19 protein-coding genes and 3 pseudogenes are annotated in these 25081 nt (G+C 48.9%); 13 read left to right on the forward strand and 9 right to left on the reverse strand.

The window, feature by feature from the left end; translation table 11 throughout:
- Positions 1 to 9: 9 nt before the first annotated feature.
- Positions 10 to 2669, reverse strand: a pseudogene (gene mutS / locus LN737_RS25050) (DNA mismatch repair protein MutS).
- Between the two features lie 109 nt (positions 2670 to 2778).
- Here mutS and LN737_RS25055 point away from each other — a divergent pair.
- From LN737_RS25055 to LN737_RS25070, 4 genes are all read left to right on the forward strand, one after another.
- On the forward strand, positions 2779 to 3330 hold the full coding sequence (locus LN737_RS25055) for a PH domain-containing protein (protein ID WP_405513071.1): 552 nt from the start codon (positions 2779 to 2781) through the stop codon (positions 3328 to 3330).
- A 304-nt stretch (positions 3331 to 3634) separates the two neighbouring features.
- Positions 3635 to 5131, forward strand: a complete 1497-nt coding sequence (locus LN737_RS25060) for a T9SS C-terminal target domain-containing protein (RefSeq protein ID WP_405513073.1) — start codon at positions 3635 to 3637, stop codon at positions 5129 to 5131.
- Positions 5132 to 5184: 53 nt separating this feature from the next.
- On the forward strand, positions 5185 to 5715 hold the full coding sequence (locus LN737_RS25065) for an RNA methyltransferase (protein ID WP_405513075.1): 531 nt from the start codon (positions 5185 to 5187) through the stop codon (positions 5713 to 5715).
- 74 nt (positions 5716 to 5789) lie between these two features.
- On the forward strand, positions 5790 to 6230 hold the full coding sequence (locus tag LN737_RS25070) for a hypothetical protein (protein ID WP_405513077.1): 441 nt from the start codon (positions 5790 to 5792) through the stop codon (positions 6228 to 6230).
- A gap of 143 nt (positions 6231 to 6373) precedes the next feature.
- Here the strand turns inward: LN737_RS25070 and LN737_RS25075 are convergent, their stop codons facing one another.
- The 3 genes from LN737_RS25075 to LN737_RS25085 all read right to left on the reverse strand — a co-directional run bounded on the left by LN737_RS25075 (position 6374) and on the right by LN737_RS25085 (position 12252).
- Entirely contained in the window at positions 6374 to 10159 is a 3786-nt protein-coding gene (locus tag LN737_RS25075) for a PVC-type heme-binding CxxCH protein (protein ID WP_405513079.1), read from the reverse strand.
- A 40-nt stretch (positions 10160 to 10199) separates the two neighbouring features.
- Positions 10200 to 11312 (reverse strand): Gfo/Idh/MocA family protein, encoded by a 1113-nt coding sequence (locus LN737_RS25080; RefSeq protein ID WP_405513081.1) that lies wholly within the window; start codon positions 11310 to 11312, stop codon positions 10200 to 10202.
- A gap of 73 nt (positions 11313 to 11385) precedes the next feature.
- Positions 11386 to 12252 carry a sugar phosphate isomerase/epimerase gene (locus LN737_RS25085; RefSeq protein ID WP_405513083.1) on the reverse strand — a complete coding sequence of 289 codons (867 nt, stop codon included), beginning with the start codon at positions 12250 to 12252 and terminating at the stop codon, positions 11386 to 11388.
- 138 nt (positions 12253 to 12390) lie between these two features.
- Here LN737_RS25085 and LN737_RS25090 point away from each other — a divergent pair.
- A pseudogene (locus tag LN737_RS25090) lies at positions 12391 to 13264 on the forward strand (AraC family transcriptional regulator).
- Positions 13265 to 13326: 62 nt separating this feature from the next.
- Here the strand turns inward: LN737_RS25090 and LN737_RS25095 are convergent.
- The gene (locus LN737_RS25095; RefSeq protein WP_405513085.1) at positions 13327 to 14205 is read right to left on the reverse strand and encodes an alpha/beta fold hydrolase; all 879 of its coding nucleotides are present in this window, start codon (positions 14203 to 14205) and stop codon (positions 13327 to 13329) included.
- Positions 14206 to 14324: 119 nt separating this feature from the next.
- Here LN737_RS25095 and LN737_RS25100 point away from each other — a divergent pair, with 119 nt between their 5' ends.
- The gene (locus tag LN737_RS25100) at positions 14325 to 14813 is read left to right on the forward strand and encodes a DinB family protein (RefSeq protein ID WP_405513087.1); all 489 of its coding nucleotides are present in this window, start codon (positions 14325 to 14327) and stop codon (positions 14811 to 14813) included.
- 21 nt (positions 14814 to 14834) lie between these two features.
- Here the strand turns inward: LN737_RS25100 and radA are convergent.
- A pseudogene (gene radA, locus LN737_RS25105) lies at positions 14835 to 16219 on the reverse strand (DNA repair protein RadA).
- 228 nt (positions 16220 to 16447) lie between these two features.
- Here radA and LN737_RS25110 point away from each other — a divergent pair.
- The gene (locus tag LN737_RS25110; RefSeq protein WP_405513089.1) at positions 16448 to 17122 is read left to right on the forward strand and encodes a porin family protein; all 675 of its coding nucleotides are present in this window, start codon (positions 16448 to 16450) and stop codon (positions 17120 to 17122) included.
- 121 nt (positions 17123 to 17243) lie between these two features.
- On the opposite strand, the gene LN737_RS25115 is transcribed toward LN737_RS25110, so the two are convergent.
- Both LN737_RS25115 and LN737_RS25120 read right to left on the reverse strand, forming a co-directional pair.
- Complete coding sequence (locus LN737_RS25115) at positions 17244 to 17663, reverse strand: LytTR family DNA-binding domain-containing protein (protein ID WP_405513091.1); 420 nt, start codon at positions 17661 to 17663, stop codon at positions 17244 to 17246.
- Positions 17664 to 17913: 250 nt separating this feature from the next.
- Positions 17914 to 18345, reverse strand: a complete 432-nt coding sequence (locus tag LN737_RS25120; RefSeq protein WP_405513093.1) for a LytTR family DNA-binding domain-containing protein — start codon at positions 18343 to 18345, stop codon at positions 17914 to 17916.
- 361 nt (positions 18346 to 18706) lie between these two features.
- On the opposite strand from LN737_RS25120, the gene pheS reads away from it, so the two are divergent.
- From pheS to LN737_RS25140, 4 genes are all read left to right on the forward strand, one after another.
- Positions 18707 to 19753 (forward strand): phenylalanine--tRNA ligase subunit alpha, encoded by a 1047-nt coding sequence (pheS, locus tag LN737_RS25125; RefSeq protein ID WP_405513095.1) that lies wholly within the window; start codon positions 18707 to 18709, stop codon positions 19751 to 19753.
- A 96-nt stretch (positions 19754 to 19849) separates the two neighbouring features.
- Entirely contained in the window at positions 19850 to 21049 is a 1200-nt protein-coding gene (locus LN737_RS25130; RefSeq protein WP_405513097.1) for an exodeoxyribonuclease VII large subunit, read from the forward strand.
- A 91-nt stretch (positions 21050 to 21140) separates the two neighbouring features.
- A complete protein-coding gene (gene xseB / locus LN737_RS25135; protein WP_405513099.1) occupies positions 21141 to 21329 on the forward strand; it encodes an exodeoxyribonuclease VII small subunit in 189 nt (62 codons plus the stop codon).
- 190 nt (positions 21330 to 21519) lie between these two features.
- Complete coding sequence (locus LN737_RS25140) at positions 21520 to 22827, forward strand: DUF937 domain-containing protein (RefSeq protein ID WP_405513101.1); 1308 nt, start codon at positions 21520 to 21522, stop codon at positions 22825 to 22827.
- Between the two features lie 211 nt (positions 22828 to 23038).
- Here the strand turns inward: LN737_RS25140 and LN737_RS25145 are convergent, their stop codons facing one another.
- The gene (locus LN737_RS25145) at positions 23039 to 24217 is read right to left on the reverse strand and encodes an acyltransferase (protein ID WP_405513103.1); all 1179 of its coding nucleotides are present in this window, start codon (positions 24215 to 24217) and stop codon (positions 23039 to 23041) included.
- Between the two features lie 378 nt (positions 24218 to 24595).
- Here LN737_RS25145 and LN737_RS25150 point away from each other — a divergent pair, with 378 nt between their 5' ends.
- Both LN737_RS25150 and LN737_RS25155 read left to right on the forward strand, forming a co-directional pair.
- Entirely contained in the window at positions 24596 to 24775 is a 180-nt protein-coding gene (locus tag LN737_RS25150) for a hypothetical protein (RefSeq protein ID WP_405513105.1), read from the forward strand.
- A gap of 65 nt (positions 24776 to 24840) precedes the next feature.
- Positions 24841 to 25020: a hypothetical protein gene (locus LN737_RS25155; protein ID WP_405513107.1), complete on the forward strand. Its 180-nt coding sequence runs from the start codon at positions 24841 to 24843 to the stop codon at positions 25018 to 25020.
- Positions 25021 to 25081 lie beyond the last annotated feature (61 nt).

Below are 25081 nucleotides of genomic sequence, written 5' to 3' on the forward strand. Positions count from 1 at the left end.
GTAGCCATTTTATTCCATCATTTTCAACAGCTCATTCAACTTCAGCAGCGCTTCGATGGGAGTCAGGCGGTTGACATCGATGGTACGTAGTTTCTCCTTGATGGCTTCCGATTTTGGGTCGCCTGCTTCAATGATACGTAACGCCAGCTCCCGTTCGGCGGGAACGGCTTCGCGGATTTTTTCTTTATTGCTCTCCCGCACGTGCGAAGATTCCAGCTGCTTGAGGATTTCGTTTGCCCGACTGACAATCTGAGCGGGCATACCGGCCATTTGCGCAACGTGTATACCGAAACTGTGTTCAGAGCCCCCCTCCTTTAGCTTCCGCAGGAAAATCACTTTATTACCCATTTCCTTCACCGCTACATTGTAGTTTTTGATCCGCGCGTTATCATTAGCCAGGTCGTTCAACTCATGGTAGTGCGTAGCAAACAGGGTTTTCGGGCGGCAATCGGTTTTACTATGCAAATATTCAGCAATAGACCAGGCGATTGACACACCATCGTAGGTGCTTGTACCACGCCCAATCTCGTCCATCAGCACCAGACTACGTTCGCTCAGGTTGTTCAGAATACTAGCCGTTTCGGTCATCTCAACCATGAACGTACTTTCGCCCCGTGAGAGGTTGTCCGATGCACCAACCCGCGTAAAAATCTTATCGACAATTCCGATTTCAGCCAGCGTAGCAGGAACAAAACTACCTGACTGCGCCATCAGTACGATCAGCGCCGTTTGACGTAACAGCGCCGATTTACCCGCCATGTTCGGGCCGGTAATAATGATGATCTGCTGCGTTTCGTCGTCGAGATAAATATCGTTCGGAATGTAATGTTCACCCGGCGGCAGTTGCTGTTCGATAACCGGATGCCGACCATCTTTGATATTCAGCACTTTACTCTCGGTGATCTGCGGCCTTACGTATTTATTCTTGACTGCTACCCGAGCAAACGAAGCCAGTACGTCCAGCACAGAAAGTACTCGGGCATTTTGCTGGATGGCACCAACATATTCGCCAGCGGCTATAACCAGATCATTAAACATCCGGGCTTCGATCTGGAAAATCTGCTCTTCGGCATTCAGAATTTTATCTTCGTACTCTTTCAGTTCGGGCGTAATATAACGCTCTGCATTCACCAGCGTCTGCTTCCGAATCCAGTCGTCGGGGACACGGTTTTTGTGGGCGTGGGTTACTTCCAGATAATAGCCAAACACTTTATTGTAAGCCACTTTCAGCGAACTGATTCCGGTACGTTCCACCTCGCGTTCCTGAAGCTGAAGCAAATAATCTTTACCCGAATAGGCAATGGCTGTCAGCTCATCCAGTTCAACATTGATGCCGGGCTTGATCATCCCCCCTGATTCGAGAGCGTCGGCGGGTCTTCACGCAGTTCGGCTTCAATTCGATCCAGCAGAAATGCAACCGGGTTAAGCTGATCGGCGTATTTTTTCAGGGAAGGCGATTCGTTCTGACTTAAGGCCGTAATGAGTAATTCCTTGATCGGCAGTACGTGTTGCAGTGAACGTTTCAGTTGCAATAATTCCCTGGGACTGATACGTCGGACAGCCACTTTCGAAACCAGTCGTTCGAGATCGCCAATCTGCTTCAGATGATTAACCAGCGTATCGGTCAGATCAGCATCATCCGTCATGAGCTCAACCATATTCAATCGCTCATCAATCAACGCTTTTTCTTTAAGCGGAAGGCTAAGCCATTTACGTAGCAAGCGAGCGCCCATTGGCGTTACAGTCTGATCGAGCACCTGAATCAGGGGAACGCCCCCCTCCTGCTGTGCGGCCGTCAACTCTAGGTTACGGATAGTAAACCGGTCGAGCCATACGTACCGATCTTCTTCCAGCCGCGTAACGCGCGTAATATGCTGAAGGTCTTTATGTTCAGTTTCGTTGAGATAGTGCAGGATAACGCCAGCGGCAACAATGCCATCGGGCAAGCCTTCAATCCCAAACCCCTTGAGCGAGGTCGTCTGAAAATGTTGTTTCAGGAAATTGTAGCCAAAGTCGTACGTAAACGCCCAGTCTTCGAGGGTATACGTATGGAATTTATCCCCGAACAGTAGCCCGAACTCCTGACGATTTCGTTTGCAATACAGTACTTCCGACGGATTAAAACTCTGAAGCAGTTTATCGACATAGGCGGCATTACCCTGCGACGCCAGAAACTCTCCAGTCGAAATATCCAGAAACGATACGCCAAACTGATCGTCCGGATGGCCGGCTCCACCTTTGCCAAAATGCACAGCCGCCAGGTAATTGTTCCGGCGCGTATCCAGTACGTTATCGTTGAACGAAACACCGGGGGTCACCAATTCCGTAACACCTCGACGCACAATGCCTTTTGCCAGCGCAGGGTCTTCCAGTTGGTCGCAGATGGCTACGCGTTCACCCGCCCGAACGAGTTTTGGCAGATGCGTATCCAGCGAATGATGAGGAAATCCAGCCAGTTCTTCATTCGAGCCGCCATTGTTCCGCTTGGTCAGCGTGATACCCAGGATTTTACTGGCTCTAACCGCATCTTCACCGAAGGTTTCGTAGAAATCACCGACACGGAAAAGCAGCAACGCACCGGGATATTTCGCTTTAATCTGGTTGTATTGGCGATTAAGAGGAGTTTCGTTCTTTTTGGTTTGTGGCTTTGCTGCGGTGGCTGTCTTCACTGAATTTTGTTGAGATGTCTTAAACAAAAATAGTCATTTTTACCGAAAAAACGGCTACTTTCCTGGCCTATACCCCTGCTTCGATACAAACCCATAACACCATTTTTCCATGAATCAACCCGAAAATCAATTTCCCCTGCCGGTTCGTTTTAACCCGATTATCCGTACGTACATGCTGCTGTACGTGGCCTTTTTCATGTTCATTTCCGTCATCGGGATTATCCTTCTGCCGATCTGGTTTCTGGGCGTAGGACAGTGGTGGAGCCGCCATTATTTTCACAAGCTTCAATGCGAGCTGACCGAGCGTTCGCTGCATTTCAGGAAAGGAATTCTAGTGGAGGTAGAGAAGACCATTCCGCTCGAAAACATTCAGGACGTTACGTTCGTGGCCGGTCCGGTGTTACGTTATTTTGATCTGTGCATTCTGAAGTTTGAAACCGCCGGGCAGAATTCCAGTCAGGCCAACGATATGGAGTTGATCGGCATTATAGACGCGCAAACGTTCCGAACCCAGATTCTCGAACAACGGCAGAAACTGATCGCTACCCGATCTAACCAGCAACCCATCAATACCGATCAGAAACTCCTTACCGAAATCCGTGATACGTTACGTGACATTCGGCAGTTACTCCAAAACAATTTAAAAGAATCTAATGCGTAAGGATTTTACGCACTGAAAAGTAACGCCTACATCTGTAGTACGTCTAACCTTAGGAATAATCCTGTACATGTTGTTTAAATAGCTATCAACCAGATGGTTGGTCAATCACTCGCATCACATATGTCACTATAAATACATAATTGAATATTTTATATTATATTTGATTCGCTGAAAATAACACTTATAGATGAGCAGATCGTTCCGCATATCCCTGGTAGTTTTTGCCTTAGGCTATTTTTGTGGTTGTCCACTTCTAGCACAACAATGGTCCAGCGCTACTCTCTCTCAGGCTCGCTCGAATGTAATGACTACCAGTGTTGGCTCTAAAGCCATATTTGCTGGGGGACATCTTACTCCAACATACTCACATGCTCCTGCACAGAGTGATCAGATTGATATATACGATATAGTGACAGGGCAGTGGACGACCGCTACGCTCTCATTACCCAGGGAAGGTGGTGCAGCGACGAGTATTGGCTCAAAAGCATTCTTTGCAGGAGGATCGCTTAGTTTTAACGGCGAGCGCGACGAGGTGGATATATATGATCTTACAGCCAACCAATGGACAACAGCTAAACTCTCTTCTCCACGCAGTTCATTAGCTGCTACTAGTTTGGACCATAGAATTTTCTTTGCCGGTGGCTTTAATCAGGCAGGAATTTCCCCAGAACGTGACATAGTTGACATCTATAATAACGTGACTAATCAATGGACAACGGCTACGCTCTCGCAGGGGAGATTTGCTATGGCAGCTACCAGCTTAGAAACAAAGGTGTTATTCGCGGGAGGAGAAATAAGTCGGGATAAGGTGGATATTTATGATGCTACAACAAATCAATGGACAACTGCCTCTCTCTCAGAAGCCCGCAGTAATTTGGCCGCCACAAGTTCAGGCAGTAAAGCATTCTTTGCAGGAGGTCAAATACCTGATTATTCTGGCGGCCCTGTTGCTGTAAGCGCTTCGTCTAGGGTCGACATTTATGATGCTGTAACAAATCAATGGACAACAGCTTCGCTCTCAAAAGCTCGCCGTAATTTATCAGCCGCTGCCCTAGGGAATTTACTCTTTTTTGCGGGAGGCTACGGATCAGACAATCAACCCTCTGACGTAGTAGATATCTACGATTTGACAACAAGTCAATGGTCAACAGCCCAACTTCCTACAACAAAAGGCCCTTTGTCCGCAGTCAAGGTTGGTAACAAAATTCTGTTTGCAGGGGATGGCTCAAGTAATGTTGACATTTACACTCTCGATGCAGCTTTACCTGTTAATCTGACTACCTTTTCGGGCCAGTGGCTTGAAGCAACAGGCACTCAACTCCATTGGGCCACTTCCTGGGAGACCAACAACGACCACTTCGAGGTTCAACGCAGCGCTGACGCTAAAAGCTTTGAAACCATCGGCCGCTTAGCGGGCAAAGGCACCACCAACGAACACACCGAGTATAGCTTCACCGATGACCATATGCCAGAAGCCATTAACTATTACCGGCTCAAGCAGGTCGACCTGGACGGCAGTGTGCACCTTTCCAACATTATTTCGGTTAGTCATCAGCCCGACAATTCATCGGCCAAGCTCTCCGTTTGGCCTTCACCGGCAACTGGCCCCTTGACGCTTCAATTGTCAAGTGGCAAAGCCATTCAGCAAGTAACGGTGTATGACCTGCATGGCCGTAAGCTTTCCTCGCAGCTAAGTCCTCAATCTACAGTGGACGTATCGGGTTTGCCAACAGGAGCTTATATACTAGACGTACTGACTCAGGATGGTCAGCATCAGCGTTCACGCTTTGTCAAGCAGTAACGGGTCGAATTGATTTATAGCTTTGCTATTTAATTTCAATAGCTGGCTTATCTATGCCCCCTCGTAAACTCTCCCTCAGCGATCTGAACCGGCTTTCTGTCGATGATTTCAAAGACGCCGAAAAATTCTCCTATTGCCTGATTCTGGACGACATCCGTAGTCTGAACAATGTCGGGTCGGTATTCCGGACGGCGGATGCATTTCGAGCCCAAAAACTTTATCTATGCGGTATTACCGGGCAACCTCCGCATCGCGACATCACCAAAACGGCCCTCGGTGCTACGGAGTCGGTCGACTGGCAATACGTTGGGGATGTAGTAGCCTTAATTCGTCAATTGCAGGCGGATGGCTGGGTAGTTGCCGCCGTTGAGCAGGCCGACGGAAGCGTATCCCTAACAGATTTTAAGCCAGAACTAAACAAACCGTACGCTTTTGTGTTGGGTAACGAAGTGACAGGTGTTCGGGAAGAGGTTGTTCAGTTGGCAGATGTGGTTCTTGAGATACCGCAATTCGGCACAAAACACTCGCTTAACGTAGCCGTCACCACCGGAATTATATGCTGGGATTTTCTTCAGAAAACGTGACGAAAACTTAACATTGAATTTTTGATTGTCCCGAAAATTTCGTATTTATTTGTAAATTTTTCCCATCAAATCACATGGCAAACAAAACCCTGAAAAACAAACAGAAGTCGCTGGCTTCAGAGATCGTCAGTTCAATAGAAGCTAAACTGAGCGATGCCGGTGATGCTACAAAAAAAATCAAGAAATCGATTGAAAAATCAGCCGAGAAGCTTGCGAAAAAACTAGCTAAACTGATGAATAAGGCGGAAAAGAAAGCCGCAAAGCCCGCCAAAAAAGTAAAGAAAGAAGCGAAAAAAGCCAAGAAAAACGTAGCGAAGGCTGAGAAAAACGCGAAACGTACGGCGAATAAAGCGATCGACTCTATTGCTGATACTGTAGTGGACGTAGCGCCTAAAACGGCCAGCGCCCCACCGCGTAAACCAGCTCCAAAACCTGCTGCTACGTCGCGCCCGAAAACTACGCCGAAGCCAGCCCCAACGCCCGCACCCGCCGATACAACGGCTGATAATGCGTAGCTCCCGACTGGTTACCCTTTGTTCGCCCGCTTAAGCGGGCTTTTTTATTAGTCATAGGTTTTCGGTATTCTGCATAAAGTCGAAGCGGTGGTGTCAGGTTCTCAAACCTGACACCACCGCTTCGACTTTATGCAGAATGGATGTTATTTACTCACCGACGCTGTCCGGGCGTTTGTGACCTTCATGACGCCATTCATAATGCGCCAGTGGCCGGGGAACGTACAGACAAATGGATAATCTCCGGGCGTACTGGGAGCCGTGAATTTCAAGCGGTACGTTTGATCGGGATTCACCAGCGGAGTCGCCACAATGACCTGCGAAATCGACGGTACGTAGTTCTTTTCAGCGCCATCTTTAGCGGTAATCATTTTATCGGCGGCTGCGCCAATAGCTTCCATACTCTTGGGTTTACCGATCACCAGATTATGCTGCATGGCATCGGGGTTTTCAAGCACAATTTCAACCTGTTTGCCCGCCGTTACGCTAAATTCTTTTTTGTCGAAACGCATTTCTTCGCGAACCGTTTTCATCCGTACGACTTCAACATTTGGATCAACCGGCTCGGCTTTCGTAATACCCCAGGCTTCATAAAGCCGGTTCAGACGCTCGCGATTGTCGGCCGATACGGCACTGGTCAGGCTCGCCAGGAACGGCTGATCGGCCTCCCGGATAACGGCTTTCTGTTTCAGGTTCCAGCCTTCGGTCACCCCTTTAACGACCGCTTCGCTTTCGGCGGCATTTAACTTCTGCGTTTGCCGTAGCAGGGCCACAACCGAATCAATCGGCGCGGTGGATGCATAACTACGCGTAGCCCGCTCCAGTACATAGGCACTCATGCTCTGCGGTGCCCGGTATGTCAGCGTATGGGTAGCGTTGTTGTTCTGCTCATTGCTCTCCGCGATTTTGTTTTCGCGATCCATCATAACCGTAATGGTGTATGCACCTGCCCGCTCGAACATCACGCCCATATCGCCCACCCAGGGGCCATTGTTCGATTTGCTGATAGTGACAGTTTCGCCGGGTTTAATACCCGTGTTGTGCGTAACACTCACAAAATCAATCTTGGCGGCTTCGGCTGCTCCTTTCGGCCCTTCAATCCGAACCGACATCGGAATCGGCGTTCCCTCCGGAATTGCTACGCCACCTGCATTCGTTACGTCGATGAACAGTTGAGCACGCTCCCGAACGGAAGGTGAATTCGGTGTTGTCCGCACGGCGGCCACTACCAAATCAGGCTGGTTCGATGGCGCATAAGACTTGTTGCTCGTAGAGGCCGTCAGCACATTCGTATTAGCTTCTTTACTAACCGAATGATTGTGCGATTCCATGTCATGCGTGGGCTTAGGCTGAGTCGGCGCGTTCGTTGCGAGTTGCTTCAGGTACGTTTTCATCAACTGTCCGTCATGCCCTGTCAATACGCTGGCAAACGCATCTGGTAACCAACGGTCGTTTACTTCGTTTGCCTGCTGCATCCGGGCAATGACAGCCGCTGTAGCCTCTGGGCTATAGGGCGACTGAGACAGGGCCAGCAGCGCGTTCAGCACCACTAGGGGCTCCTTATCCTGCAAGAGCTGGTTACGTAGCACGGCTTCGGACAGGCTGTTGGTAGCAGGCAGCAGTTGTAATACCGTTTTACGAACCGCCGGAGCCGGATGCTTCAGTGCGTTCATGGCCGTCCGTAGTACGTCTTCCTGCCCCATGGCATCCAGTCCGTGCAGAGTCCATAAGGCGTGGATTGCCGCCGGGTTATTGCCAATCTGATCCAGCGACGTATCATTTACCAGCGCAATCAATTGCGGTACTACGTCTTTGTTATTCCGCTCAATCAACAGCCGCTGCGCCGTCATCCGCCAGAACATATTTGTATTTTTCAGGGCGGCTACCAGTTCAGCCGGACGGTCTTTACTCAAGGCCATGGGCGCATAAGCCGGAGCGTTTTTATAACCAACCCGGTAAATACGGCCATGCGTAAAGTCACGTAACGGTGTTTCGTAAGCGTTGCCCGACCCGTTGGTGGCTCCTTTTGGCGTGGGGTTATGCTGAATAATGAAACTATACCAGTCTACCACCCAAACGGCCCCGTCGGGACCCACTTCGGCAAATACAGGCGCAAACCATTCATCGGCACCGGCCATCAGGTTAAAGCCTTCGGCATCTTCAAAATCGGTCCCGTTTTTCTTCATTACGTTCTGGTGAAGAATGTGGCCCGTTGGTTCGGCCACAAAGGCGATTTTGTTCCAGTATTTTTCGGGGAAAGCCCGCGCTGTATAGAAATTATGGCCGGCAGCGGCTGTAAACCCACCAAATACGTCCACCTGACGGACTTTTTCGGTGATGGGCTTCATGTCTTTATGGGTATCGGTGCTACGGCTTCCATTCTCCCGCAGATGCGGGGCGCCATGAAAATACCGATTCGGGATGGCCAGATACCAGCCGTGCGAGTTGTTGGCGGTAGAGCCAAAAATATCGCCCGTTTCGGTCAGACCTAATCCCCAGGTGTTGTTCGAGGTGCTGGTTACGTATTCAAGTTTTGACCCATCGGGTTTGAAGCGGAAGAATCCCTGGCTGAACTTAACGCTGTCGGCACCGATCTTACCTTTAAAACCTGAATAGCCCACGCTTCCCCAAATCCAGTTGTCGAATCCGTAGTGAAGATTGCTCGGTCCGGCATGGGTATCGAACGTACCGAAGCCCGTAAACACAATTTTCTTTACGTCGGCTTTGTCATCGCCATTAGTATCCTGCAGGAACAGCATGTGGGGGGCCTGCGATACGTAAAGACCACCATTTCCGAACGCCATGCCGGTCGGAATACTCAGCCCTTCAGCGAAGTTGGTGAACTTGTCGGCCTTGCCATCTTTGTCGGTATCCTCACAGATAACGATGTAGTCGGAACCGCCTTCGGGTTTGCGTTCATTCGGGTAATCTTTGGTAATGAGCGCATACAACCGACCCCGTTCATCCCAGGCCATAGCAATGGGGTGCATTACGTTCGGCTCATGAGCAAACAAGTCCAGCGTAAAATCGACGGGCACCTGAATGTGCTTCATCGACTCCTCAGGCGACATCGGGTTTTGCTCCAGTTGTGGCCCAGGCCGTTTTTCGTAGTTAGGCAGAACAGCTTCATGATAGGCAAACGCCTGTGGCTTCAGATCATCATGCAATTTTTTGATGTCGTCGCCCACTGCCCAGAGAATTCCCCGTTCGAGCAGTTGCTGAAAACCGGGCTGGCTCCAGGTGCGCTCGTCATGCCCATAGGCTGTATAAAACACACGGCCCTTGCCATACTGCCGGGTCCAGGTATACGGTTCTTCCTTAGCGTCGGGTTTGTCTTTTGCCTGATCAGCCTTGATTTCCCGAACAGCCAGTACGTTGTTGTCGGCCTGCAAATGGCTATGCAGATAGGTTTCGTCGTAGGCTTTAAAAGAAGGCAAATTAGCTACAATTGGGTTATTCGGCTGGGTAAAGCGCGTTTGAATGGTATCCATCCGATGCCGCCAGAACTGCCCTCCTACCACTTTATCGACGTACTCGGTGGAGTTGCGGAAGCAGAATGATGCACAATGCACCGGAATGATACCGTGCCCCGACGATACGTAGTCGAGCAAAGCTTTTTCCTGCGGTTTGGGAATGCTATCCCAGTTGGCAAAAATCAGCAGCCCGTCGTATTTGTTGAGATTATCGGCATTGAGGTCTTCCAGCTTGTCGGTATAAGTGATGTTAATTCCCTTGCTACCCAGCGCAGCCATCAGTTGGGGCACACGTTCGATGGGACGATGGTGCCCGTTATCGCCCAGAAACAGAATTTCTGTCCGGCGCGGTTTATTGGCGGCCGTCGACTTTTGCTGAACGGATGTCTGCGTAGCCGATTGCCGGGCACATTGCGCGAGGCTTACGACCAACGCGACGGCAGTGATTATTTTTTTCATAGGTATCTGTCGTATCCATAACCGACCATAGTGGTCAGTATTACACGTTAAAATCTGGCAGCTTAATTAGCTTTCCACCCTGCAAGGCAGACTCGTGGGCGAGAATACCCACGCTCGTCCAGTTGGCCGACTGAGCCGCGTTCGGGAATGGCTCCCGATCCTCTACAATAGCCGACACAAATTCATGCACCATGTGTGGATGCGAACCACCATGACCTCCTCCCTGCGTAAACGATAAGTGCTGTTGCTCGTCGGCATCATACACGCCTTTGGTTGTAAAGCGTTGAATTTCTTCGGGTAGTAAGCGAGCGTAGTCGGGTACTGTTACCTTCTCAGGGATTTCTGGCTCCGGTTTTTTGGCCGTGTGAATGACGGGTTGCTCTTCTTCAATGAGTTGCCACTCAAACGATTTTTTGTCGCCATACACCTCAAAGCTCTCGCGATACTGCCGCGCTACGTCGAACAGTGACCGATAGACATAAGCCGACAAATCGCTGTTTTTAAACTTAATGTGGGCGGATTCGACGGCAAAGGGTGAGTTATGAATTTTGGCCAGTTCTTCCCGAATCGTACCCGATCCAAAGCACGATACGTAGTCGGCTTCGAGTTTGAGCAAACCCGCTACCGGCCCAACGCAGTGCGTAGCGTAGTGCATAGGCGGCAGACCAGGCCAGTAGTCGGGCCAACCGTCCATATCCTGCTGGTGACTGGCTTTCAGAAACTGCACCTTACCCAGCTCACCGGTTTCGTATAACTCCTTGACGAACAGAAACTCGCGGCTGTACACGACGGTCTCCATCATCATGTATTTTTTGCCGGTCTCTTTGGTGACCTTCACAATTTCCATACAGTCTTCAACGCTCGTCGCCATCGGTACCGTACAGGCTACGTGCTTCCCGGCCCGTAAGGCTTTCAGGCTCTGCTCGGCATGATTCGGAATCGGCGAGTTGATATGCACCGCATCGACGGCAGGGTCAGCCAGCAATTCATCATAGTTGCTATAGCGTTTTTCAATGCCGTAGGCGTCACCGATCTCATTCAGCTTTTCGACGTTACGCTGACAAATGGCGTACATGTTTGCATTGGGGTGCCGCTGATAAATCGGGATAAATTCAGCCCCAAATCCGAGGCCAACAATGGCGATGTTAATCATGTAATGATAGAATTGTTGAATGATAGAATGATAGAATTATGGACCGCCTTTGCGGTTGAATGAAAGAGCCGCGTCAGCTTATTCGCTCATTCACTAATTCACTCATTCGTAATTTAATATAGGCCAGCCCGTCCGTTGCCAGTTGCTCCGGCGAATCGAACATGGGCCGAAAAATATGCGTGGCGGCTGCCAGTTCAGGCGGGTTAGGCCCAAACGCTTCAATAGCAATGGGGCCTTCGTAGCCAATGTCCTGTAAAGCCTCAAATACTTCATCGAAATTGATATGGCCTTTTCCCGGTGTGGAACGGTCGTTCTCCGAAATCTGAACATGAGCCAGATACGGTGCACACTGACGTAAGGCATCCGCGATGTTTTTCTCCTCCATATTGGCGTGAAAGGTATCGAATGCAGCCCGGCAATTGGGGTGATTCACGGCTTCGACGTACCGAACAAGATCATCGGCGCAAGTAAGCAGATACACTTCAAAACGGTTCAGGTACTCGATTGCTAACGTAACACCCTGCGTCTGGGCATGTTCGGCCACTTCCCGCATCCCTTCCACCGACCACTTCCACTCGTTGGCCGTAGCAGGTTTTCCGGTAAATGCCTTGAAGCCTGCGTAGAGCGGTCCCATCAGAATCGAAGAGCCAACGGCCCGTGAACAATCAACCGCCTTTTTCAGGTAATCAATGCCCGCCCGGCGAATGGCTTCATCGGGGCTAATCAGGCTGTGCGCAGGGCCACAAATGGTACAGGTCTGCACTCCTAATTCCAGCTCCTGCAATTGCGCACCGATACGCTCCCATTTCTCCAGCGTAACATCATTTATTGGAGCCTCCACAAAATCAAACCCGCTTTTTTTCAGGAATGACAATGTTTCCGACAAGTCTTCGTCCATCGACATTGTCCAGACGAACAGGTTCATTCCCAGCTTATTCATATTCCCTCAATTAATAGTTCCACAAATTTATTTCACAATTGTGTGCTACACTCTCCGTTTTTTAGCTATTATTGACTTTATTTTCACTCATAACCGTTAATTACTTAACTTTTTCAGTTAAAATAATAGAGCTATACGATGAAAAACGCGCTTCGTAAAGATCTCGAACCACTTGGATCCTCATTCACCGTAAAGGAGCTTGTTGAGTCCCATTTTGATCCAAGTTGGCATTTCCATCCGCATTATCAGTTGTTTCTGGTGGAGGAAGGAACCGGTACGCGATTTATTGGCGACTCCATCAAACCGTTCGGCCCTGGCGATCTGGTTTTACTCAGGGCCCAATCTGCCGCACCTCTGGCGCAGCGATCAGGCGTATTTCAGCAAGCAATCCAATCTGGCGACCAAGGGCATCGTCGTTTACTTTACGGACGATTTTCTGGGACCTGATTTTCTGGAGAAGCAGGAAATGGCTCCTTTACGGCATTTGTTCAATCATGCCCGGCAGGGTCTGGAATGGACAAGTTACACACGAAACCGCACGAAAACAGCCCTTAAGCATATAGTACGTCAGCCGGCCGGATTTGAGCGGGTAATCAGCCTTCTTACCCTGCTCAATGATCTCTCGCACGCAACGGATTACCGCTACCTGACGAGTCCGGGTTATACAAATACGGTGAAACCCGCCGAAACCGACCGGATGCAGCTTGTACACGATTATGTACTGGATCATTTTCCAGACGACCTAAGCCTCGACACCATTGCTGATCTCGCGGGCATGACCCCACCTGCTTTCTGCCGTTACTTTAAAACACGAGCCAACAAAACGTTTTCGGAATTTGTCTCAGAGGTACGTATCGGGCACGCCTGCAAACTGCTTATCGGCGGCAAACTGAATATTACACAAATTAGCTTTGAAAGTGGCTTTCGCACCTTATCGAACTTCAATCGCCAGTTCAAAGAGATTACAGGACAGACACCATCGGGCTACGTGAAAACGTACCGTCAATTATAATCGTCTGAAATCAAAAAGGGAACGCATGATGCGTTCCCTTTTTGATTTCAGTTTGACTTCGCTTAATAAACCGTTGTGGATTCAGTCTGTTCGCGAACAGAAACGCCTTCTTTAATAAACGCAAGCAAGTCTTCGTTCAGCCGATCTTTTGACGTAACGAACAGACCGTGTGGCTCGCCTTCATAAACGATATATTGTGCGCTCGGCAGGGCATTCGCCGTAAGTTCACCCGATGATTCGATGGGCACCGTTTTGTCCGCATCGCCGTGAATAATTAGCGCCGGAACGTTGATCTGAGCCAGATCATCCCGGAAGTCGGTAGTAGCGAACGAATTGGCACAATCAAGCGTAGCTTTATGAGAAGCCACATACGCACGGGCAAAATCGCCATCCAGATGCGCCTGACTAACGGGTTTGCTGATCAGGCTCACACCGTAGAATTGCTTGCCAAACGTTTGAAGAAAATCAGCCCGGTCTTTTTTGATATTTTCCGTGATTTCATCAAAAACGCTCTGATCTACCCCATCCGGATTATCCTCCGTTTTTAATAGATAAGGCGTTACGGCACTAATAAAGGCAACTTTAGACACCCTGGCACCACCATGTCGGCTCATATACCGGGCAACCTCACCCCCACCCATCGAGAATCCGACCAGGGTTACGTTTTGGAGATTCAATTCATCAAGCACTGCTTTTAAATCGTCGGCCAGAGTATCGTAGTCATATCCGTCCCAGGTCTGGGTCGATTTACCAAAGCCCCGACGGTCGTATGCTACTACGCGCAACCCATGAGCGGGTAATTCGGCCAGTTGATAGTCCCACATTTCGTGGCTTAGGGGCCATCCATGAATCAACACCACGGGGTTGCCAGTACCTAAATCCTGATAGAAAAGTTTAATGTCATTACCGGACGCATCCGTACCTGCTTTTATGTAGCTCATAACGTAGTCAATTTGTTTTGTTGAGTTAATCGTTTTCAAGTAAACTAACCATAGCTACGAAAAATGGTTTTTTATGGATTTTCGTTTACCGATTTTTGCGCATAAACCTAGTCGCAGATATGACGCAGCCACTCCTTGATCGATTATTGAACCAGCCCGACGCGCTTCATCACTTACTGGCTGGACTTACTGAAGACCAGATTCGCCAGCGCCCCCAGTCTGACAAATGGTCTATCTCTGAGAATTTAGCCCATTTATCTCGCTATCAGGATGTATTCCTGGCGCGAATGAAACAGATCGTGGCGGAGGAAAAGCCCGTTTTTAGCCGTTACGTTGCCGACAACGATCCCGGTTTTGCTGACTGGACATTGCTTCCGCTTCCTGGGCTTACGAAAAACATGGTACGTAGCCGGGAAGCACTCAACGCTTACCTGAGTGAGCTACCGAGCGAACAGCTGATACGTGTTGGATTGCATCCAGCGTATGGGCCAATGACGGTTGAGGGCTGGACGGAGTTTTTTCTGCTTCACGAAGCCCATCACTTTTTTACAATTCTGAAATTGGGGGGCGCTCTACGTACAAATGAACAGCCAATGGGACTGCACTGACTGTTCATTTGCAATCAAATCTTACATCAACACACCCTGAAATACCTCATCTAGCCGCGAGACGGCTTTGATACTGATTTTATACCCTTTTGTATCCAGTCCTTTCAGGTTGTATTTGGAAATGAATATCTGCTTGAAGCCTAGTTTTTCAGCCTCCGCGATACGTGACTCAATCCGGCTTACCGCCCGTACTTCGCCACCCAATCCAATTTCGGCAGCAAAGGCCACGGAAGGTGGGATGGCAACGTCTTCGTAGCTCGATACGATAGCCGCACAAACGGCCAGGTCGATAGCCGGGTCTTCAACCCGCAACCCACCGGCAATATTCAGAAATACGTCCTGCTGTCCCAGCCGGAACCCACCACGCTTTTCCAGAACGGCCAGAAGCATGTTCAGCCGCTTGGCATCAAAGCCCGTACTGCTACGTTGGGGAGTGCCATAGGTAGCCACACTTACCAATGCCTGGGTTTCAATCATGAGTGGCCGGTTCCCTTCGAGCATCGACCCAATCGTTACACCACTTAAAGCCTCATCGCGTTGGGAGATCAGAATTTCGGAGGGGTTCGTTACCTGACGTAGCCCAGAACCAAGCATTTCATAAATACCCAGCTCGTCGGTGCTGCCAAACCGGTTTTTGGTGGTGCGCAGAATCCGGTACGTTGTGTGTCGGTCGCCTTCAAAAGTCAGCACCGTATCGACCATGTGTTCGAGCACCTTGGGGCCAGCCAGCGAACCTTCTTTGGTAATATGGCCGATCATAAACACAGGCACCGCACTTTCCTTTGCATACTTCATGAACTCGGCGGTGCATTCGCGTACCTGCGAAACACTGCCCGCCCCGGATTCGACAAGCGACGACTGCATCGTCTGGATGGAATCGATGATAAGTATTTCGGGTTCGAAATGCTCGACCACCCGAAAGATATTCTGCGTGGATGTTTCGGTCATTACGTGGCAATCGCTGGTGGGAGCATCCAGTCGTTCGGCACGCATCTTAATCTGCTGCTCACTTTCTTCACCCGATACGTATAAAACACGCAATCCGGCCAGACTCAGGGCGATTTGCAACAGAAGTGTTGATTTACCAATACCTGGCTCACCCCCAATAAGCACGAGTGATCCTGGAACAATGCCTCCACCAAGAACCCGGTTCAGTTCGCCGTCGGTGGTGTAAATTCGCGGTTGTTCTTCGTAATTGATCGCATGGATCGCTTTCGGTTTGGCTGCAACTTTTACCCCTCCCGGTCCGGATGATGGGCTTCGCCATCCCCCTTTTCGGGTTCTTCTTTCTGAACAAGTTCTTCAACAAACGTATTCCACTCCCCGCACGATGGGCAGCGTCCCAGCCATTTGGCCGATTGGTGGCCGCAATTCTGACAGAAATAGGTGGTCTTTAATTTGGCCATTCAGCAAGTAATGGATAATAATAGATAGCGAATGTAGAATGAATTTGAGTGTCCAATTAAACTACTGTTGATCGGAACAATCAAAGCCTCCGGAAGCGCTTCAATTTATCATTTCAGAGTATACATTCGCCATTAACGTAACGCCATTCGCTCGAAATAAGTTGGCGTTTTGTACCGGAGTTAACCGATTTGCGTTTAACAAATAACAGCATCTATATGCAACCCATTATGAAAAAAATCCTGCTTTTCGTTACCCTTACGGCACTTCCCATGCTGACTTTCGCCCAAGGTGGTTTTCAGTTTGGAATCAAGGGGGGCGTCAATCTATCCAAGCTTACATTTGGTAATTTCGTGAAGACGGGTACCAACCCGAATGGTTCACCGACGGTCGACGTAGATGGTCAGACATTCCGCAACAGCTTAAGCGAAAGTTACGACAGTCGCACGGGAACTTCATTTGGTGTTTATGCGCGTTTTGGCCGGAATTTATTTATCCAGCCTGAAATCCTGTATTCAACCCGCGCCGGATCGCTTGACATTATTCGGAACGGACAGAAAGAGTCGACAACGGTTAAAACAACCAGTTTCGATGTGCCGCTTTTATTAGGTATCAAAGGCGGGCCTATCCGTGTTATGGCAGGGCCGGTTGTTTCGTTTAGTGTCGATAATAACCAGGGGCTGGGCAACGCGCTGAATCAGTACACCAGCGGAACACTCAATGATGCCTGGTCGAAAGCTTATTACGGTTATCAGCTCGGTGGCGGGCTCGACATTGGCTCCTTTGGGCTTGATGTTCGTTATCAGGGCAATATTTCTGAGATTGCTCAAATCAGCGATAACACAGGCAAGTTCAGCCAGGGCATGAAAACCTGGCAGGTTACATTGGCCTTTAAAATTCTTTAGGCCATTCGAAAACTCGAAAACGCCACAGCCGCTGGACGATCTCCAGCGGCTGTGGCGTTTTCTATTCATTATTTGTTGTTTAAGCCCCTGCAAAGGCCATATTTCGTAGTACACTAGTGACTTAATTATAAAGCCGCTGCCAATACTGAGAAAGTTGCAGTGAAATGGCTTTCATGCGTCGACGAGATATACTTACCTCCCGTCCATCGGCCAGGCGAACCTGATGATCTTTACCGAAGATGTTCCGCTGTACATAAGCCAGGTTGACAATGTACGACTTATGGATACGTGGAAACATCGACTCATCCAGCGTTTTTTCGAATTCTTTAAGGGTTTTCGATACCAGATACCGCTTACGGTCGCGGGTATATAGAAATGTATAATTGCCTTCGCCCTGCAGACATAGAATATCATCGACTGAAATAAAAATGGTGCGGTTCAGGTAAGGCAGAGCAATACGTTGATTATTACGCTGGTATGAAGCTGGAAACTGTGGAACAATAGAATTTGACTGTACGGAGGAGAAAATAGTAGCTTCCATGATAGAGAATAGTTTTGGGCCGGTTTTTATCGAGAAATGATGGAACAAAACTACCTTATGATGGCTTTCTCAAAAAAAATCCCCTGATCGCCAGTAGCCGAATTCAAGATTCAACCAGTTGACAATCAGAGGATTAATCCTTATTGTATCGAATTATTTGAGTGAATGTACCCGACCTATTGCGTAAAACTACGTAGTGGGTCATTGTGTAAGTTTTCTGCTTTTTAAGGGGAAATCGCACCCATTCTGGCTAAACCAGCGCAAATGGCTGAAAATCACGGATACGGTCGACAAATACCTGCGCACGTCGACGGGATATTTTCACTTGCTGACCATCTGTCAGCTCTAACTCGCCTTCTTTTTTGATGAAAAATTTACGAACAAAACCAAGGTTAACAATGCATGATTTATGAACACGGACGAACGCCTGATTATCGAGCAGTATTTCGTATTCTTTCAGGGTTCTGGACACCAGCATTTTTGTACCATCTTTCAGAAAGAATTTTGTATAGTTTCCAGCGCCTTCCAAACGAACAATTTCGTCGATTGAAACGGTACGTTTACGGTCATAGAATGGAATCAGGAGTTTTTGGAGACTGGCCAAGTCGGCAATTTTCTCCACACTTTTGTGGAAGGGGATGGACATTGTGTCAAAGATAGGTTCGCTAGTGAATGCATTCATAATCAAACGGGTTGATGAGTTATGAGATTTCTTTACTGATGCTCAGAATATTACTTTACTAATTTGTATACCGGTGGTAGGCAGCGCATGGTAAAGCCATTGAAATCACCGCAAGAATCAGACCTTACTAATTAGAGCGTACAAACAATTGCTATCCTGTCCTTATAACTCCCTACCTTTCAAATTATTTTACCGCTTAATCAACAAAGTGAGGGTACGGGCCTATTTAATATACGAGCATTGGTTGCGGATGGATGTATCATATTACCAATATGTCCGCACGTCTGGTGTTGACAGAAAGCGGGGCTCTCCCTAGTTTTTGCGTACCTTTGCGCGAGCAACTAGCTAAAATTTGTCGTGCATGCTGGATAAAGTAAAAGAACTCCATCAGGAGATTGAGCAATACACAATCAACTCGCCTGAGCAGTTGGAGCAGTTTCGGATGCGATTCATTAGTCGCAAAGGGGTAATAACCGAACTTTTCGAAGGGCTAAAAAGCGTTCCACCGACCGACCGCCGGGCTGTCGGTCAGGAACTAAACGGACTGAAAAATTTCGCACAGGAGCGATTTGAGTCGTTTAGTCAGCAGGTTGAAGAGCAGCAGGCCGCTACCAAGAACGTAGCGCCTGTGGATCTTACCCTGCCAACCATACCCAATCTGACCGGAACACAACACCCACTGACGCTGGTACGTCAGCGGATTATTCAGATTTTTGAACGTATTGGCTTCAATGTTGCCGACGGGCCTGAGATCGAATCAGACTGGTATAATTTCGGCGCGCTGAATTTTCCGGAAAACCATCCTGCCCGCGACATGCAGGATACTTTTTTCGTGGAGAAAGCCAGTATGGATACGGATGTTTCCTCCGACATGCTGCTACGTACGCATACATCGAACGTACAAATTCGGCTGATGGAGCGGCAAAAACTCCCGATACGGTCAATCATGCCGGGTCGGGTCTATCGGAACGAAACAATTTCGGCACGTGCCCACTGTATATTCCATCAGGTCGAAGGGCTTTATATTGACCGGAACGTAGGGTTTAAAGATTTGAAGGACACGCTCTATCATTTTGTGAAAGAGATGTTTGAGCCAGGCACGCGGATTCGCTTCCGGCCGTCCTATTTCCCATTTACCGAGCCAAGCGCAGAGATCGACATTTCGTGTCAGATTTGTGGCGGTAAAGGCTGTAACATCTGTAAGCACACGGGTTGGGTCGAAATAGCCGGGTCTGGCATGGTTGATCCACAGGTCATTGCCAATTGTGGTATCGATCCTGAAGAATATACCGGTTTCGCATTTGGGATGGGTATCGAACGGATCACCCAATTGAAATACGTTGTAAACGATTTACGACTTTACACCGAAAACGACGTTCGCTTCCTCCGTCAGTTTGAAGGACTTTAACCTTAATGATTGAATGATTGAGTTGTTGAATGATTGAATAAATAAGAACAGCTTGCGTCCGCCAATTCAGTCATTCAACAACTCAATCATTCCATTATGTCTCCCATTCGTCTCTCTGATTTAGCGTTTACTCTTGAAGCCGTCATCGACGAAGCGTTCGGGCAGAAAGCGGTTTGGGTGGTGGCCGAAACGAGTGACATTAAGAATTACCCCGACCGCGGCTACTGCTTTCTGACACTGGTAGAACGTGAATCAGCCGGTCGCGAAACGATTGCGAAACTGGACGCCTGCATCTGGCGACGGAATTATCATACCATTCGCGATTTTGAGCAGGCAACCGGAGTAGCATTTGCCCGTAATATTCAGCTTTTGCTATTTGTAGGGGTAAGCTATAGCCCGGTTTACGGACTTCGGCTGGAAATTCTGAAGATCGATCCATCGTACACACTCGGCAATCTCGAACGCGAACGGCAGGCGGTTCTGGATGCTCTGGTTAAAGATCGCCCGGATCTGGTCTGGCTTGAGGCCGGTCAGTACATTACGGCCAATCAGCTCCTGCCCCGCCCTACGGTCATGCAGCGGCTGGCGCTTATAACAGCCCCGAACTCCGATGGCTGGCGAGATTTCCGGCACGAGCTGGCCCAGAACCCGTTCGGGTACGAGTTTGTAGTCGACGAATTTCTGACGCAGGTGCAGGGTCAGGGGGCCGAGCGCGCCATTTGCGGGCAACTGGCCCGTATTCGGGAAAGTGGTGTAGCGTACGATGCCGTTGTGATTGTTCGCGGAGGTGGCTCCCAACTGGATTTTGGCTCATTCGATACGTATTTGATGGGCGAAACCGTTGCAGGATTCGATATTCCGATTCTGGCGGGCATCGGTCACGAACGTAACGTCAGCATCACGGATATGCTCTGCCATCAAAGCGTAAAAACGCCGACCAAAGCGGCCGCTTTTCTGATTGAGCATAACCGGCAGTTTGAAGAGACCTGCCTTTTGCTGCGGGATCGGTTACGGATCGTTGCCCGCGAAGCCCTGCAAACTGCCCGCGAACACCTCGACCGGGAAACTGACCGACTGCGGTTTGTATCGCATATCTATTTCCGTAACCGCCATACCGATCTCGCGGAAAAAACCGTTACACTACGTCATCTCGATCCGGCGAATGTACTTCGGAGGGGTTACGCGCTGCTGTTACGTAACGGCCGAATACTGACCCAGACAGCGGATGTGCAGCCCGGCGAAACACTTCAGGTGCAGATGCAGGATAAAACGATTAATGTATTGGTTAGTCAGTAGTCATTGGTCATTAGTACTGTCAGCCAATGACCAATGACAGCGAAGCGAAATGACTAATGTCTAATGACTATTGACAAATGACTTATTTTTTATGACTTATCAGGACGCTTATAATCAGCTTACTACGTTGGTGGAAGAGATTGAAAATGAGCAAATACCGCTCGATGAACTTCCCGGAAAGATTCGCCTGGCCGGTGAGTTGATTACGTTCTGTCAGGATCGGCTGCGGGCCGTCGAGACGGAATATCAGGAGGTTATTGAACGATTGCCCAAGCGTTAAATTCGGGAATTTAATTGGTCGGGCTTATGAAACCTTTGCCAAACCTTGCCTAATTTTATCCCCAGAGTATTTATCTTTCTGTCTGTATTTGGGCTGAAGTACGTATTCGTCAGGTGCTTTGAGGGACTTTTACAGGTTATGCGATGCGAAATAGCACCGATTCACGCTGCTGATCGAGTTTGTTCACTATATGAATTTGTTTGCCAATTTAACTGAAGTATTTAATTCGGAGGTAGTGTCGCGTATAGCTACGTATATCGACGAACCTACCGAAAAAACCAGCAAAGCCGTTGATGGGCTTATCTATACGATTGTTGGGGGCCTGATGAAACGAACAACCAGCGAGATTGGCGTTAATCAGCTCTTTAACCATATTCAGAAAGGGCGCTATGATGGTGCACTTATCGACAATCTGAGCAATGCGCTGCGCGATCCTGCCCAGACGAACACTCTTATTACGCATGGCAACGACGTAATAAGCCATTTGCTGCCGGCCATGAAAAGCTCAATCGGCACCATGATTTCGAGCTATGCGGGTATCCGTAATTCGTCGGCCATTTCATTGCTTGGCCTTATCACTACCATTGTGCTGCATGTGCTGGGGAAGCAGGTAAAAGACCGAAAACTGGATGCCGATGGGTTAGCAGCCCTGTTGTTTTCAGAACGCGATGCGCTGGTTAACGCCGTACCGGAAGAATTTCTCCCTCGCCTGATAGATAAAGTCGGACTACAGCAGGTCATTGCGGGCGTAGCTGTTCCAGCCCGTCGGACTACCGTTGAGACGTCCTCCCGTCCGGTAGCCACGGCAACCCGTCCGGCTGTAAGTTATGACTATGCCGACGACTCGGACACTGACAATGGAGCCCTGACCAAGTGGGGATTTGGCGCATTGGTGGTTGTAGCGCTGGCCGCTGGTGGGTACTACATCTACCAGAATACCCAAAAATATTCAAACGGTCAGGAAAATGTAAGCGACGTCACGACGGTCACCAGCGACACGATTCAGGCGGATACTGTTACGCGATCCCTGGCTGTTCCGAAAGAAACGCCCCCCAAATCGATGTCTACAGCGGCCGTTACTCTCCCCGCTGCGACAACAGCCAGTGGCCTAACGCAGGTAATGACCCCGTATTTAACGAACGCCATGCTGCCGAAAGGCCGGGTCTTTGCACTGCCGGGTGTTACGTTCATACCGGGTTCACTTTCTCTAACCCCGGGCTCGCAGGCCACTATCGGTGAATTAGCTACGTTACTGAAGACGTACCCGCAATTGCAGGTACAATTGGTCGGTTATGCAAACGATGCCATGCGCGGCACAACAAACCGGGCACTTTCGTTCAAACGAGTCAATCAGATCAAACAGCAACTGGTGTCGTATGGCATCAATTACCTGCGTGTCGATGCGATTGGTCGGGGAACGGGCGTAAGCTTTCGGGATACTTCCCGCGTTGCCAGACCAACGCTACGCAAAATCGACCTGAAGGTGATCGCCAAGTAAAATTCAACTGGTGGGTTGTCAGGGCTGAGTATTCGTAATTCTCTGACAGCGCACCAGTTGAATTCTCCAGCCTTCCTTAAGCTCTTTTTTTTGCTTCCTTTTACTACCGCATTCGACGGGAAAATTCTCTGAGAATGACGTGTAGAATTAAGTGAAATAGTGAAGAAATAATTGGCCGGGTTACCTGTCCAAAATCTCCCTAAAACGCGGCTTACATACCTACATTGACCGGTTCGGCACGCTGAATGTGGAAGCGAGCGTTTAAGAAAGTTCGGGCGGGCAGTTCGATAAACCGGTACGTCAGCGACGATAGAAGCAGTGTAATTAATACGAATATTCCATCTCCAATCCAGCCAAATACGTAGTCGGGCGTACCTGCTGCCTCTTCGGATTGATTGACCAGGTCCGGGTTTGCCCAAAGCATAGCCGCATAGTAGGTAAGAATAAGCGGGGCATGGATCATATAGATCGAGTACGACCAATCCCCTAATCGCTGTAAAGGCTTACTACTAAGCACACGATGCACGTAGCCCGTGTTATAGGAAGCTGATAAGATCAGCAGGGCCGCCACCAAAATAAGGGCAATCGAATGCATACCCAGGTGCATGGCTATGAACATACCCACCCCCACCAGAGCAAGCACCCAGCTCGATTTGAGCCATCGTCTACCCCACTGTTGCCGATACAGTTCGTAGACCAGCATGCCCAGGCAGAAACCAGCCAGACAGCGTAAGAGCGAGAAATCGCCCGAAATATCCAGCGTATTGATCATCCCCTCTCCCGAATGAGCTGAACTGCTAAAGGTAGGCACCAGATAATACATGATACACGCATACAGGCCCAGAATCAGAAGAAGCATGATAAGCTTGCCCATACGCTTTAACCGGAAAACAACCGGCACCAGCAGCGGAAATATAAAGTATACCCACCACTCGGTAGCCAGAGACCAGGAAGGGCCGTTAGGAGGGTAAAATTCGTGCCAGGGTGAAGCAGGGATAAGCAACAGTGAAGTTGGAATGGATCGAGGATCGTAGTTGGCTCTGGCTTCCTCGGGCAATCCTTTTGTTGACATAATGTGCAGAACGGGGATAAGTGCCCAGATCAGCGTAAAAAGGTGAAGTGGATAAATTCGGGCGAAACGAGCCTGCATATACCGCTTATACGTAAGCCTGGTAAACGCATGCTGAAACCGATGGCCGTATACATGGGATAAAATAAATCCGCTTAGGATGAAAAAGAAATCCACCAATATGTGGGAAGTCGTCATGAAGGCGGTTTGGGTGGTATCCATCAGAGGCAGGAGTAACCCATGGGCATGCACAAGAACGACTAGCACAGCCACCAGACCACGAAGTGAGGCCAGATTTGAGAGGAAAACAGGTTGATTCATGGTATGGGGAAAGAGCAGCTTAAACACAAAAATAACCAGAAGGGCGTAGCCAGAGACCGATCCAGTTGGTTTTTCACACGAACAGTAGACTACTCTAAAGTAAGAGGTTGCCGAAGGTAAAGCCTAAGGGTTTGATGTCTATTAACTAAGCGGTCTTCATTACTGCTCTCAACAGCAACTTTATCGAACAGTTCGCTGGTAGCGGTGAATCACAATGAGCCAAGGACAATTCTCAAACTGATTTACTCCTATGGTAAAGTAAATAATACTCCGAATAATAGATTTCTGAATTTTAGTATCAATTTTCAGTGACTAAGTTATCGATAAAAAGTCTACGGAAACAATTAAACATAGAGCGAATTCCCGTTTAATGATTGTATGACGCACAAAACCTACCCATCAATTCAGGATATCATGGATAAAGCCGATGCTTATAGGAAGCAGGGGCTCATCCCGCAGCAGGCCATTCAACGAGCGATTGACTGGGGGATTCACCAGAACAGGAAACAGACGCCCGTGGCTCAGAAAAAATCGCAAACCCGCTGCACTTGCTATTGATTGGTGCAAAAGCGCCCCGAACAGATTCTCACTTTACGGTTCAATACCCTTACGTATCAACGATTATGTCTGCTTACCAACCGACACAACTACCCTATTCCTTCCGGAATCAATTACTACGACTCGTGGTAGTTTTACTGATCATTTTCGTATTGATAGTCGCGGTTGGTTCAACGGGCTATTTTTTCAGTGCATTTCTGACAACGCTCTTTGAGACCGTCAATCGAATGGGACTTGAACTGTAGGCGCGCCAACATTGCCATCAATACCCATGAATTATTTCCGGTTGAAGGCATTCACTACTGA

Source organism: Spirosoma sp. KNUC1025, from assembly GCF_045160025.1.
Classification (GTDB): domain Bacteria; phylum Bacteroidota; class Bacteroidia; order Cytophagales; family Spirosomataceae; genus Spirosoma.